The sequence below is a fragment of the Streptomyces sp. NPDC007162 genome (assembly GCF_040634175.1).
GTDB lineage: Bacteria > Actinomycetota > Actinomycetes > Streptomycetales > Streptomycetaceae > Streptomyces.
Genome location: NZ_JBEYFC010000263.1, coordinates 1 through 12,046 on the forward strand (window position 1 = coordinate 1; position 12,046 = coordinate 12,046).

The 12,046-nt window shown below is 69.9% G+C and carries 14 protein-coding genes; 9 read left to right on the forward strand and 5 right to left on the reverse strand.

What is annotated here, in order from left to right:
- Together ABZ646_RS27160 and meaB are read left to right on the forward strand one after the other, a co-directional pair.
- Nucleotides 1-1,147, forward strand: a 1,147-nt coding sequence (locus ABZ646_RS27160; protein ID WP_360524071.1) for an acetyl-CoA C-acetyltransferase, incomplete at its 5' end; no start/stop codon positions are given.
- A gap of 28 nt (nucleotides 1,148-1,175) precedes the next feature.
- Nucleotides 1,176-2,132 (forward strand): methylmalonyl Co-A mutase-associated GTPase MeaB, encoded by a 957-nt coding sequence (gene meaB, locus ABZ646_RS27165; RefSeq protein ID WP_360524074.1) that lies wholly within the window; start codon nucleotides 1,176-1,178, stop codon nucleotides 2,130-2,132.
- A gap of 74 nt (nucleotides 2,133-2,206) precedes the next feature.
- On the opposite strand, the gene ABZ646_RS27170 is transcribed toward meaB, so the two are convergent.
- The 4 genes from ABZ646_RS27170 to ABZ646_RS27185 all read right to left on the reverse strand — a co-directional run bounded on the left by ABZ646_RS27170 (nucleotide 2,207) and on the right by ABZ646_RS27185 (nucleotide 4,854).
- Nucleotides 2,207-2,683, reverse strand: a complete 477-nt coding sequence (locus ABZ646_RS27170) for a MarR family transcriptional regulator (protein ID WP_360524077.1) — start codon at nucleotides 2,681-2,683, stop codon at nucleotides 2,207-2,209.
- A gap of 92 nt (nucleotides 2,684-2,775) precedes the next feature.
- Nucleotides 2,776-3,573, reverse strand: coding sequence for an AIM24 family protein (locus ABZ646_RS27175; protein ID WP_360524080.1), 798 nt, complete (start codon nucleotides 3,571-3,573; stop codon nucleotides 2,776-2,778).
- Nucleotides 3,570-4,220, reverse strand: a complete 651-nt coding sequence (locus ABZ646_RS27180) for an AIM24 family protein (RefSeq protein WP_360524083.1) — start codon at nucleotides 4,218-4,220, stop codon at nucleotides 3,570-3,572. The genes ABZ646_RS27175 and ABZ646_RS27180 overlap by 4 nt, the downstream gene beginning before the upstream one ends.
- Before the next feature lies 1 nt (nucleotide 4,221).
- Nucleotides 4,222-4,854, reverse strand: coding sequence for an AIM24 family protein (locus ABZ646_RS27185; protein ID WP_360524108.1), 633 nt, complete (start codon nucleotides 4,852-4,854; stop codon nucleotides 4,222-4,224).
- 185 nt (nucleotides 4,855-5,039) lie between these two features.
- Here ABZ646_RS27185 and ABZ646_RS27190 point away from each other — a divergent pair, with 185 nt between their 5' ends.
- From ABZ646_RS27190 to ABZ646_RS27210, 5 genes are all read left to right on the forward strand, one after another.
- Nucleotides 5,040-5,384: a DUF3817 domain-containing protein gene (locus ABZ646_RS27190; protein WP_360524086.1), complete on the forward strand. Its 345-nt coding sequence runs from the start codon at nucleotides 5,040-5,042 to the stop codon at nucleotides 5,382-5,384.
- Complete coding sequence (locus tag ABZ646_RS27195) at nucleotides 5,381-5,674, forward strand: MTH1187 family thiamine-binding protein (RefSeq protein WP_360524089.1); 294 nt, start codon at nucleotides 5,381-5,383, stop codon at nucleotides 5,672-5,674. Before ABZ646_RS27190 ends, ABZ646_RS27195 begins: the two co-directional genes overlap by 4 nt.
- A 136-nt stretch (nucleotides 5,675-5,810) precedes the next feature.
- Nucleotides 5,811-6,320, forward strand: a complete 510-nt coding sequence (locus ABZ646_RS27200; protein ID WP_360524092.1) for a MarR family transcriptional regulator — start codon at nucleotides 5,811-5,813, stop codon at nucleotides 6,318-6,320.
- A 66-nt stretch (nucleotides 6,321-6,386) separates the two neighbouring features.
- Entirely contained in the window at nucleotides 6,387-6,725 is a 339-nt protein-coding gene (locus tag ABZ646_RS27205; protein ID WP_360524095.1) for a DUF3817 domain-containing protein, read from the forward strand.
- Nucleotides 6,726-6,808: 83 nt separating this feature from the next.
- Nucleotides 6,809-8,509, forward strand: coding sequence for a methylmalonyl-CoA mutase family protein (locus ABZ646_RS27210; RefSeq protein WP_360524098.1), 1,701 nt, complete (start codon nucleotides 6,809-6,811; stop codon nucleotides 8,507-8,509).
- A 166-nt stretch (nucleotides 8,510-8,675) separates the two neighbouring features.
- Here ABZ646_RS27210 and ABZ646_RS27215 read toward each other — a convergent pair whose 3' ends face one another.
- Nucleotides 8,676-9,308 carry a TetR/AcrR family transcriptional regulator gene (locus tag ABZ646_RS27215; RefSeq protein WP_360524101.1) on the reverse strand — a complete coding sequence of 211 codons (633 nt, stop codon included), beginning with the start codon at nucleotides 9,306-9,308 and terminating at the stop codon, nucleotides 8,676-8,678.
- Between the two features lie 185 nt (nucleotides 9,309-9,493).
- On the opposite strand from ABZ646_RS27215, the gene ABZ646_RS27220 reads away from it, so the two are divergent.
- Nucleotides 9,494-10,465 carry a tetratricopeptide repeat protein gene (locus tag ABZ646_RS27220; RefSeq protein WP_360524104.1) on the forward strand — a complete coding sequence of 324 codons (972 nt, stop codon included), beginning with the start codon at nucleotides 9,494-9,496 and terminating at the stop codon, nucleotides 10,463-10,465.
- 634 nt (nucleotides 10,466-11,099) lie between these two features.
- Nucleotides 11,100-11,747 (forward strand): DUF6230 family protein, encoded by a 648-nt coding sequence (locus ABZ646_RS27225; protein WP_351962287.1) that lies wholly within the window; start codon nucleotides 11,100-11,102, stop codon nucleotides 11,745-11,747.
- Nucleotides 11,748-12,046 lie beyond the last annotated feature (299 nt).

Consider the following 12,046-nt stretch of genomic DNA (forward strand, 5'->3'; position numbering starts at 1 on the left):
GGGACGACTGCTGGGCTCGCTGAAGTCCTTCTCCGGAGCCGACCTCGGCGGCTTCGCGATCAAGGCCGCCCTCGACCGTGCGGGGATCGGGGGCGACCAGGTGCAGTACGTGATCATGGGCCAGGTGCTCCAGGCGGGCGCCGGCCAGATCCCCGCACGCCAGGCCGCCGTGAAGGCCGGCATCCCGATGAACGTCCCGGCGCTCACCGTCAACAAGGTGTGCCTGTCCGGCCTCGACGCCATCGCCCTCGCCGACCAGCTGATCCGCGCGGGTGAGTTCGACATCGTGGTCGCGGGCGGCCAGGAGTCCATGACCAACGCCCCGCACCTGCTCCCCAAGTCCCGCGAGGGCTTCAAGTACGGCGCGATCGAGATGCTAGACGCGATGGCGTACGACGGCCTCACGGACGCCTTCGAGAACATCGCCATGGGCGAGTCCACGGAGAAGCACAACACGCGCCTCGGCATTCAGCGCCCCGAGCAGGACGAGATCGCCGCCCTGTCCCACCAGCGGGCCGCCGCCGCGCAGAAGAACGGCGTCTTCGAGGCCGAGATCACCCCGGTGGAGATCCCGCAGCGCAAGGGCGAGCCGGTCGTCTTCAGCAAGGACGAGGGCATCCGCGGCGACACCACCGTGGAGTCCCTCGGCAAGCTGCGGCCCGCCTTCACCCGCGACGGCACCATCACCGCCGGTTCCTCCTCGCAGATCTCCGACGGTGCGGCGGCCGTGGTCGTGATGAGCAAGGCCAAGGCCGAGGAGCTGGGCCTGCAGTGGCTCGCCGAGATCGGCGCCCACGGCAACGTGGCCGGGCCGGACAACTCGCTGCAGTCGCAGCCGTCCAACGCCATCGCCCACGCCCTGAAGAAGGAGGGTCTGGGCGTCGGCGACCTGGACCTCATCGAGATCAACGAGGCCTTCGCCGCGGTCGCCGTGCAGTCAATGAAGGACCTCGGCGTGTCCACGGAAAGGGTGAACGTCAACGGTGGCGCCATCGCCCTGGGCCACCCCATCGGCATGTCCGGCGCGCGGCTCGTGCTGCACCTGGCCCTGGAGCTCAAGCGCCGGGGCGGCGGGGTCGGCGCGGCGGCGCTGTGCGGTGGCGGCGGGCAGGGTGACGCGCTGATCGTGCGGGTACCGAAGGCCTGAGTACGTTTCTTCAGCGAACGGAGCTGTGATGCAGGACGTCGCCACGCTGGTGGCTCAGGCCAGGGAGGGCCGACCGCGTGCGGTGGCCCGGCTGATCTCGCTGGTGGAGGGGGCGTCACCGCAGCTCAGGGAGGTCATGGCGGCGCTCGCGCCACTGACGGGCAACGCGTATGTGGTGGGCCTGACCGGTTCGCCGGGCGTCGGCAAGTCGACCTCCACCTCGGCACTGGTCAGTGCCTATCGCAAACAGGGGAAGCGGGTCGGCGTCCTGGCCGTCGACCCGTCCTCGCCCTTCTCGGGCGGCGCCCTCCTCGGTGACCGCGTCCGGATGTCCGACCATGCCTCGGACCCGGGCGTCTACATCCGCTCGATGGCCACCCGGGGCCACCTCGGCGGCCTCGCCTGGGCGGCCCCGCAGGCGATCCGGGTCCTGGACGCGGCGGGCTGCGACGTGATCCTGGTGGAGACCGTGGGCGTCGGTCAGTCGGAGGTCGAGATCGCCTCCCAGGCCGACACCTCGGTCGTCCTGCTGGCCCCCGGCATGGGCGACGGCATCCAGGCGGCCAAGGCCGGAATCCTGGAGATCGGCGACGTGTACGTCGTCAACAAGGCGGACCGCGACGGCGCGGACGCCACGGCCCGCGAGCTGAACCACATGCTGGGCCTCGGCGAGTCCCGCGGCCCCGGCGACTGGCGCCCGAGCGTCGTCAGGACGGTCGCGGCGCGCGCCGAGGGCATCGACGAGCTCGTGGCGGCCCTGGAGAAGCACCGCGCGTGGATGGAGGAGCGGGGCGTCCTGGCGGAGCGCCGGCTGGCCCGCGCCTCCCGGGAGGTGGAGACGATCGCGGTGACGGCGCTGCGCGAACGCATCGGCGACCTGCACGGGGACCGCCATCTGGGTGCGCTCGCGGAGCGCATCGTGGCCGGCGACCTCGACCCCTACCGCGCGGCGGACGAACTGGTGGCGGGACTGACGGAGGGCTAGCCCCCCCCGGGCGCCGCGGCAAACGGCGGACGAGACCTGAACTCCCGTCCGCCGCCTTCAGCCGCCGTGCCCTGTCACGGGCGCCCGCGCTGTCCCCGCAGGTGCTCGGCGATGGGCTTCAGGCCCTTGTCCAGCTCGGTCAGTGCCTCCGGCGACAGCAGGTCGATGAAGTGCCGTCGCACGGAGGCGACATGATGTGGCGCCACCTTCTTCATCGTCTCCATGCCGTGCTCGGTGAGGACGGCGTACAGTCCTCGGCGGTCCGACTCGCAGTTCTCCCGGCGGACCAGGTTCGCGTTCTCCATGCGGGTGATCTGGTGAGAGAGCCGGCTCTTGGACTGGAGCGTGGCGGACGCGAGGTCGCTCATGCGCATCCGGTAGTCCTCGGACTCGGACAGGTTCACCAGGATCTCGTAGTCGTTCATCGTCAGGCCGAAGGGCTGCAGATCCTTTTCGAGCTGGTACGTCAGCAGCCTGTTGACCTCCAGGTGGGTGCGCCAGGCGCACTGCTCCGCATCGGTCAGCCAGCGCGTGGCCGTCTCGGTCTCCATGAATGAAGTCTACCTAAAATGTTGAAAGGCGAACTAGTGAGGGTGGTGTGACTGTGCGCACGCGTTCGAGGTCACACTCCGCAGACTACCGCTCACAGCCCGAAGCGACGCTGGAGGTCCCCCAGCTGTCCGGGAAGGCGCGGTGTGCCCTGTTGCTGTGGAGTCCCCGTGAAAGCGCCTCCACCACCGGGTACCCCGGGCTCGTGCGGAACCGCTCCCGTGGCCTGCTCCGCCATCAGGGTCTCGGTGGACTGGAGCAGCACCGTGCCGGCCCCCACGAACTCGAACTGGTGCTCCTCCCCGGAGGCCCCGCCGAGGCCCGTCATCGCACGTAGACCGCCCATCACGCCGGTCAGATAGGCGTGGTCGTAGTGGTGGCAGGGGGAGGGGCAGTCGGCCCACCCCACCAGGGCCTGCGGGTCCACCCGGATCGGGGGTTCCATGAACACCACCGGGCCGTTGGACGCGGCCACAAACTTTCCGGTTCCGATAAGGGTCAGAAAACCGGGGACGATGGACTGCTTGAGCGCGAGACTTGGCTGAAAAGCGAGCAGGTTGCCGGAGCGAATGGTCAGGTTGCCGTCGTCCAGGTCGTACGAATTGACGTCGAAGGCCCGGTCGGCGAGGAGCATCCGGCCCGAGCCCTCCGCCACCACCCAGTCGCTCGCGTGCAGAGGCGAATGGAAGGAAGTGCGGACCAAACGGTCGAGGCGGCCGTGTCCCACGCCGTTGAAGTCGATCGAGCCGTAGTAGGCGATCATCTTCCCCTTCTGCAGGAACCACTGGCTCCCCTTGAGCTCCACGCAGAAGGTGTACTTGTTGACGTTGTCGTCGACGGGCAGCGTCATCGGGTCGTGCACGACCGGCCCGGCGGCACCGTATGCGCTCACAGTTTCTCCTCCGACGCCTGCACGTACACCGTCCCGTTGCCGCTGAGCTCCAGCTGGAACGCCTCGCCGGAGCCGCGGCCCACCATGTCCCGCCAGCCGAGCGCCGTGGACAGCTTGTTGCGTACGTCGCCGTGGTGGGCGACGTAGGCCTGTGGATCGACGTGGACCGGGCGCTGCGGGGTGACCGGGATCTCGAAGACCCCGCCGTGGGCCATCACGGCGACCGCGCCATGGCCCTTGAGGGTGGTGGTGAACAGGCCCTGGCCGGTGACCTGGCCGCGCACCATGCCCATCACCCCGCCCTGCGAGCCCATGAACATCGTGCCCTGCTGGAGCGTCCCCTCGAAGGCGAGCAGCCGGTCGGCCTCGACGTAGAGCGTGTCGCCGGTCAGGGTGATGACCTGGACGTGGTGGCCGCCGTGCCCGAAGAAGACCGTGCCGCTGCCCTCGACCGTCATGAGCGGGGTCGCCTCGCCCGCGACCCGGCGGCCGAGCATCGACATCACCCCGCCCTGGCCGCCCTGGATGTTGGGGGTGAAGGACACCTCGCCCTTGTAGGCGAGCATCGCCCCGCGCTGACTGAACAGCCGCTGCCCGGGGACGACGGTCGCCTCCACCATCTTGGAGTTCACCTCGCGCAGGGCCATCTCACACGTCCCCCGCGATCGTGTTCCGCTCGCTCGGCTGTACGTACACCAACCCGTCCCCCTCGAACCGGATCTGGAAGGCCTCGCCGCCGCCCTCCCCGAGGAACGTGCGGAACGTCACACCCGACTGGAAGGACTGGCGGAGGTTGCCCTGGTGGGCGATGTACGCGCCGGGGTCGACGGTCAGCGGGTACTGCGCACTCACCCGGAGCACCACCGCCGGGCCGTCCGACATGATCGCGGCCTGGCCGTGGCCCTCGACCGTCGTCGTGAACAGGCCGTTGCCCTGGGAGGCGCCGCGCAGGCCGGTGAACGTCGTGCCGGTGCGCAGGCCCGCGTCGGTCGCCAGCAGGTTGCTGGACTCGACGTACAGCTTGTCGCCCTGGAGGTCGACCAGGTTGATCTCGGACGCCCGGTCCGCGAACCAGCACGTCCCGTGCCCCTTCACCTCCATCACCGTCATCTGCTCGCCGGTGAGCCGCCGGGTCACCATCCCCCGCAGCCCCTCGCCGCCGCCCGTCATCTTCTTGAACGTCATCTGCCCGTCGTACGCGACCATCGAGCCGTTCTTCGCCTTCACGGCGTCCCCGGTCATCTCGACGGCGAGCACCTTGCTGCCCTGGAGTCGGAACATCGCCACGCAGCGAAGGTAGCCGCAGCCCGACGGCGGCGACAGGTCCCACGGGTGGACGTCACCCCGGATCCGTCCCCTAGGGGGCCACCCCCCGAGCCGGGCCCGCGCGGCTCCTTTGCCACAATGGGGGGACGTTTGTGCTCGCGTTCACAAAGAGTGGACGTCTCTCCCACCGAAGGTGACCCGTGGACATCAAGACCGCCACCGCCATCCGCCGCCTGCGCCTGGTCTCCGCCCCGGAGGCCGTCTCCTTCCTGATCCTCCTCGTCTGCTCGGTGCTGAAGCGGACCACGGACTTCAACGCGGTGCCCGTGATGGGCGCGGTCCACGGTGTCCTGTTCATCCTGTACGTGGTCTTCTGGGCCGACGCCTGGAACCGCACCAAGTGGTCCGCGAAGACCGCCGCCTTCTACTTCGTGCTCTCCGTGCTGCCGACCGGCGGCTTCTTCGCGGAGCGCAAGCTGCGCCGCGAGGCCGAGGACGCGGTCATCGCGGCCCGCGCCCGCAACGAGGGAGTGGTGAACGCGTGATCGTCGCCTTCTCCGTGACGCCGCTGGGCGTCGGCGAGGACGTGGGGGAGTACGTGGCCGACGCCGTCCGGGTCGTACGCGAGTCCGGGCTGCCCAACCGCACCGACGCCATGTTCACCTCGGTCGAGGGTGAGTGGGACGAGGTGATGGACGTCGTCAGGCGCGCCGTCGCCGCCGTGGAGGCGCGCGCCCCGCGGGTCTCCCTGGTCCTCAAGGCGGACATCCGGCCCGGCGTCACCGACGGCCTCACCAGCAAGGTGGCGACGGTCGAGCGGCACCTCGCCGGATAGCCGACGGCACAGAGCACCCCGGGCCGCCACGGGCCGGGGTGCTCCGTCGTCCCCGGCCCCGTGCCTCGGGGGTCGCAGGTGACCGAAAGCCGAGACGCGGCTGACCGCTATATGACCGGCCGGTAGGGTCGGGGTCGTGCCCAAGCCACTCAGTCTCCCCTTCGACCCCATCGCCCGTGCCGACGACCTCTGGAAGCAGCGCTGGGGGAGCGTCCCGTCGATGGCCGCGATCACGTCGATCATGCGGGCCCAGCAGATCCTGCTGGCCGAGGTCGACGCCGTGGTCAAGCCGTACGGGCTGACCTTCGCGCGCTACGAGGCGCTGGTCCTGCTCACCTTCTCCAAGGCCGGCGAGCTGCCGATGTCGAAGATCGGTGAACGTCTGATGGTGCATCCCACCTCGGTGACGAACACGGTCGACCGGCTGGTCAAGTCGGGTCTGGTCGCCAGGCGGCCCAACCCCAACGACGGCCGCGGCACGCTCGCCACGATCACCGAGAAGGGCCGCGAGGTCGTCGAGGCGGCCACCCGCGACCTGATGGCGATGGACTTCGGGCTCGGCGCGTACGACGCCGAGGAGTGCGGCGAGATCTTCGCGATGCTGCGGCCGCTCAGGGTCGCCGCGCACGACTTCGACGAGGACTGAACGCGCCGTCCGCCGAGCGGTGCCCCGGGGCAAGATCTCCCGGAACGGGTGGTTACGCTCGTCCCCATGAAAAAGAGCGTGCTGACCCGCTACCGCGTCCTGGCCTATGTCACCGGTGTGCTGCTGGTGCTGCTGTGCCTGAGCATGATCGCCAAGTACGGGCTGGACATCGACGGTGCGGCCGACGTCACGCGGGTCGTCGCCATCGCGCACGGCTGGCTGTACGTCGTCTACCTGGTCTTCGCCTTCGACCTGGGCTCCAAGGCGAAGTGGCCGGTCGGCAAGCAGCTGTGGGTGCTGCTGGCGGGCACGATCCCGACGGCCGCCTTCTTCGTGGAGCGCAAGGTCACCCGTGAGCTCGACGCCAAGGTGACCGAGCCCTCGCCGGTCGCGGCCAAGGCCTGAGACCCGGAACACACCGCCGTACGGACACCCGTGCGGCGGTTCTCCATCGACATTTACTTGGACGTCCTAGTAAATTCGAGGGTATGGACGCTGACACCATCGAGGAGGGCCGCCGACGCTGGCAGGCCCGCTACGACGCGGCCCGTAAGCGGGACGCCGACTTCACCACGCTCTCCGGTGACCCCGTCGAGCCGGCCTACGGGCCCCGGCCGGGTGACACGTACGAGGGATTCGAGCGGATCGGCTGGCCGGGTGAGTACCCCTTCACGCGCGGGCTGTATCCCACCGGCTACCGCGGGCGGACCTGGACCATCCGCCAGTTCGCCGGGTTCGGCAACGCCGAGCAGACCAACGAGCGCTACAAGATGATCCTCGGCAACGGCGGCGGCGGCCTGTCCGTCGCCTTCGACATGCCGACGCTCATGGGCCGCGACTCGGACGACCCGCGCTCGCTCGGCGAGGTGGGGCACTGCGGGGTGGCCATCGACTCCGCCGCCGACATGGAGGTCCTGTTCAAGGACATCCCGCTGGGCGACGTGACGACGTCCATGACCATCAGCGGGCCCGCGGTACCGGTCTTCTGCATGTACCTGGTCGCCGCCGAACGGCAGGGCGTCGATCCGGCGGTCCTCAACGGCACGCTCCAGACGGACATCTTCAAGGAGTACATCGCCCAGAAGGAGTGGCTCTTCCAGCCCGAGCCCCATCTGCGCCTCATCGGCGACCTGATGGAGCACTGCGCGGCCGGCATCCCCGCGTACAAGCCGCTGTCGGTGTCCGGGTACCACATCCGCGAGGCGGGCGCGACGGCCGCGCAGGAACTGGCGTACACGCTCGCCGACGGCTTCGGGTACGTCGAACTGGGCCTCAGCCGCGGCCTCGACGTCGACGTCTTCGCGCCCGGCCTCTCCTTCTTCTTCGACGCCCACGTCGACTTCTTCGAGGAGATCGCCAAGTTCCGTGCCGCGCGCCGGATCTGGGCCCGGTGGCTGCGGGACGTGTACGGCGCCCGGTCCGAGAAGTCGCAGTGGCTGCGCTTCCACACCCAGACCGCGGGGGTCTCGCTGACCGCCCAGCAGCCGTACAACAACGTGGTGCGCACGGCCGTGGAGGCGCTCGCGGCGGTGCTCGGCGGGACCAACTCGCTGCACACCAACGCCCTCGACGAGACCCTCGCGCTGCCCAGCGAGCAGGCCGCCGAGATCGCCCTGCGCACCCAGCAGGTGCTCATGGAGGAGACCGGGGTCGCCAACGTGGCCGACCCGCTGGGCGGTTCCTGGTACGTCGAGCAGCTCACCGACCGGATCGAGGCCGACGCCGAGAAGATCTTCGACCAGATCAAGGAGCGCGGACTGCGGGCCCACCCGGACGGACGGCACCCGATCGGGCCGATCACCTCCGGGATCCTGCGGGGCATCGAGGACGGCTGGTTCACCGGGGAGATCGCCGAGTCCGCCTTCCGGTACCAGCAGGCGCTGGAGAAGGGCGACAAGCGGGTCGTCGGCGTCAACGTGCACACCGGTTCCGTCACCGGGGACCTGGAGATCCTGCGGGTCTCGCACGAGGTGGAGCGGGAGCAGGTACGGGTGCTGGGCGAGCGGAAGGCCGCGCGGGGCGACGGCGCGGTGCGCACCGCCCTGGACGCCGTACTGGCCGCCGCCCGCTCCGGCGCCAACATGATCCCCCCGATGCTCGACGCGGTACGCGCGGAGGCCACCCTGGGCGAGATCTGCGGGGCGCTGCGGGACGAGTGGGGGGTGTACACGGAGCCGCCGGGGTTCTAGGCGCCCGGTTCGCGGATGCTCAGGATGCCCGCCGGACTCCGCGACGTCTCCGGGGACCGGGTCCGGGCGGGTGTCCCGCGCTCCGCGAGCACGCCCGCGGAGCGCGCCCGCGGCGAGGACCGCGTCCCGCGCGGGTATGTCGTGGAAAGGGGTGGCGGCACCGTCGTCACGGCGCGGCGTCCCCCGCCGCGCCCGCCAGGCCCAGCAGCAGGATCCTGGTCAGGCCGCGCGCCCACTCCTCGTCCGCCGGTTTGCCGCTCACCAGGGCGCGGTGCACCACCGACCCCGCCACCACGTCGAAGATGAGGTCCGCCGTGCGGTCCGCCTCGTACGGGTCGGGCTGCGCGGGGAGTTCCCCGCGCCGCTGGGCGCGCTCCCGGCCCTCCAGGACCAGCCGTTTCTGGCGGTCCACGATCGAGGTGCGAATGCGTTCCCGCAGTGCCTCGTCCCGGGTCGACTCGGCCACCGCCGCCATCAGCCCGCTCTTCGCCTCCGGGCGGTCCAGGATGGCCGCGAACTGGAGCACCACGCCCTCGATGTCGTCTGCCAGACTGCCGCGGTCGGGCAGTTCGAGTTCGTCGAAGAGCTCCGCCACCGCGTCCACGACCAGCTCGTTCTTGCCCGCCCAGCGGCGGTAGAGCGTGGTCTTCGCGACGCCGGCCCGGGTAGCCACGTCCCCCAACGTGAGCTTGGAACAGCCCAGTTCCACCAGTGCCTGCCGCGTCGCCGCCAGGATCGCCGCGTCCGCGGCGGCGCTGCGCGGGCGGCCGGTACGACCGGCGGGGGTGCGGCTCTGCATCCCTCGACCATAACCGGCGGTTCGCCAGAGGTCGTGAGGGAGATCACCGGGAATCGGTGTCGCGCGAGGACCCGGTGGCATTACGCTACGGGTCGTAGCGAAAGCTGAGCTCGTCCGCACCGCACCGCGGACCCGGCTTTCACCACGCTTTTCACACACGCGCGGGAACGGGGGAGGATAGACGCATGCAGCCACGGAACATGTCCATGAGCGGCGTCGTCGACCTCGCCGCGGTGAAGGCGGCCCAGGAGGCCAAGGCCAAGGCCGAGCAGACGCGCGCCGAAACGGCCCGGCAGGGTGGTGCCGGCGCCGTCGCCCCGGCCGACCTGGTCATCGACGTCGACGAAGCAGGCTTCGAGCGCGATGTCCTGCAGCGGTCCGCCGAAGTCCCCGTCGTCATCGACTTCTGGGCCGAGTGGTGTCAGCCCTGCAAGCAGCTGAGCCCGGTCCTGGAGCGCCTCGCCGTCGAGTACAACGGCCGCTTCCTGCTGGCCAAGATCGATGTCGACGCCAACCAGATGCTGATGCAGCAGTTCGGGATCCAGGGGATCCCGGCCGTCTTCGCGGTCGTCGCCGGGCAGGCGCTGCCGCTCTTCCAGGGGGCGGCGGGCGAGGAGCAGATCCGGGGCACCCTCGACCAGTTGATCCAGGTCGCCGAGCAGCGGTTCGGGCTCACCGGACTCGTCGTCGACGCCGACGCGCAGCCGGGCGCCCAGCCGCCGGCCGCGGCGCCGGCCGGGCCGTACGACGCGCTCCTCGAAGCCGCCGTGCAGGCGCTGGACGCCGGTGACTTCGGCGGTGCGGTCCGGGCGTACCAGAACGTGCTGAGCGACGACCCGGCCAACACTGAGGCCAAGCTGGGGCTCGCGCAGGCCGAGTTGCTCCAGCGGGTGCAGGGGATGGACCCCCAGCAGGTGCGCAGGGACGCGGCCGAGAAGCCGGCCGACGCCGGGGCGCAGATCGCGGCGGCCGACCTGGACCTGGTGGGCGGGCATGTCGAGGACGCCTTCGGGCGGTTGATCGAGACCGTGCAGCGGACCGCGGGGGACGACCGGGACGCCGCACGGCGGCGGCTGCTCGAACTCTTCGAGGTGGTCGGCACCGACGACCCGCGAGTCGTGGGCGCGCGCCGGGCGTTGGCGCGGGCGCTGTTCTGAACCGGGTTCTGACCAGTCGCTAAACGTCACGTCATGTGATGCCCGAGTGAAAGATTGGCCGACAAGAGGTCACAGCGGCTGCTCTTTGCCAAATCTTGGCAATCGCGGCCGCTGTTACTCGCAGTAAAACAAGGGCGTTGACCTGTCTGGTTCCGTCCAAGTACCAACAGTTTTGTTCCGCCCCTCGACGGTACCCAGCGTCGCACTCCGAGACCGGCGGGTCGTCCATCGGTTATCCCGCCGTTACTACCCAGTAACGAAGCCCCTTGTGCGGGCGCCGAGAATGCACCACGATCGGCGACGCTCGGTCCATTCCCGTACCCCGACAGCCGGTCGGGCTCACGGGTTCATCTGGGTCCCCACCGAGCAGAGTCGGCGGCAGTGACGCCGGCTCTTGGGCAGGGGGGTCTTCGCCTGCTGGCGAAGCCTGTCCGGCAAGGTTGTGCGTGATGCGTGTCAGGCGCGACCAGTGGTTGTCGCTCGGGGGTGATCGCCGGTGATCGAGGTGCGGTTCGCGCCTTTGAGCGCGGGCGCTCCCCTTCCGAGGACGTAGCACTTCTCCCATCCCTGCCCGGCCGAGCCGCCGACAGCGGCGATTCCGGGCCAGGAGATGTACGTCCGAGAAGGAGGAAATATGGAGTCCCAGGTGCGTGGCGGGACCAGATGGAAGCGGTTCGCTGTGGTCATGGTGCCCAGCGTCGCCGCCACGGCGTGTATAGGTGTCGCCCTCGCGCAGGGTGCTCTCGCCGCGTCGTTCAGCGTGTCGGGCCAGCAGTTCAAGGTCACGGCCGACCAGCTCGAAGGTGACGGCTTCGTCCAGTACGGTGCCGTCGACTCGGGTGTCACCCTCGCCGGTGACAAGACGATCCACCCGGTGGCGGTCTCGGCGTTCAACACGGCGAAGATCACCAACCTGTGCCAGTCCGTGGTCACGCCGAACGTCCCGATCTTCGGGAACGTCAGCCTGATCCTGCACGCGGGCACCGACGCGTCGAAGCCGGTCGAGGCCAGCAAGCTGTACATCGACCTCGACGACCTCAGCGCCGACGCGACGTTCACCAACATCAACATCGGTGTCGCGGCCGGCAGCTCGACCAAGGGTCCCGGCATCAAGTCGGACGAGGCCAAGGCCGGCCAGACGAACCCGAACGGGTTCGCCCAGGAGGCCGACCACGCCTCGCTGTCCGGCGTGAAGCAGACGGCATGGGCCACCACCGCCGGAACCTTCAAGCTGAGCGGTCTGCACATGTCGATCTCGACGAAGGGAGCGGAGTGCTACTAGGCACTCCGTGACGGGCGGGGGAGCCGACGGCACCCCCGCCCTCCACCTTCTTCCCGCGGTCTTCACGCGCGGTACACCAGCACCGCACCACAGAGCACCATCACCACAGCAACGCCGCACCAGGGAGCTGTTTTCCATGAGCGCCGAGACTCCTGCCGCACCCGGCCAGTTCACCCGCCGGAGGCTGCAGTTCCGCGCCTGGCGGGGCTTGAGGTGGAAGCACAAGCGGGCCCCGCGATCGGGGTCGGTGGAGTGGTAGCCCAAGGCCCCGGCCATCGACGCACGCTTCCAGTTCAGGC

Coding starts and splice junctions, on each gene's coding strand:
- ABZ646_RS27205 (WP_360524095.1), top strand. CDS start 6,387: ATGAAAAAGAGCGTGCTGACCCGCTACCGCGTCCTGGCCTATGTCACC.
- ABZ646_RS27170 (WP_360524077.1), bottom strand. CDS start 2,683: ATGGAGACCGAGACGGCCACGCGCTGGCTGACCGATGCGGAGCAGTGC.
- ABZ646_RS27210 (WP_360524098.1), top strand. CDS start 6,809: ATGGACGCTGACACCATCGAGGAGGGCCGCCGACGCTGGCAGGCCCGC.
- ABZ646_RS27225 (WP_351962287.1), top strand. CDS start 11,100: ATGGAGTCCCAGGTGCGTGGCGGGACCAGATGGAAGCGGTTCGCTGTG.
- ABZ646_RS27185 (WP_360524108.1), bottom strand. CDS start 4,854: ATGTTCCGACTCCAGGGCAGCAAGGTGCTCGCCGTCGAGATGACCGGG.
- ABZ646_RS27180 (WP_360524083.1), bottom strand. CDS start 4,220: ATGGCCCTGCGCGAGGTGAACTCCAAGATGGTGGAGGCGACCGTCGTC.
- meaB (WP_360524074.1), top strand. CDS start 1,176: ATGCAGGACGTCGCCACGCTGGTGGCTCAGGCCAGGGAGGGCCGACCG.
- ABZ646_RS27215 (WP_360524101.1), bottom strand. CDS start 9,308: ATGCAGAGCCGCACCCCCGCCGGTCGTACCGGCCGCCCGCGCAGCGCC.
- ABZ646_RS27220 (WP_360524104.1), top strand. CDS start 9,494: ATGCAGCCACGGAACATGTCCATGAGCGGCGTCGTCGACCTCGCCGCG.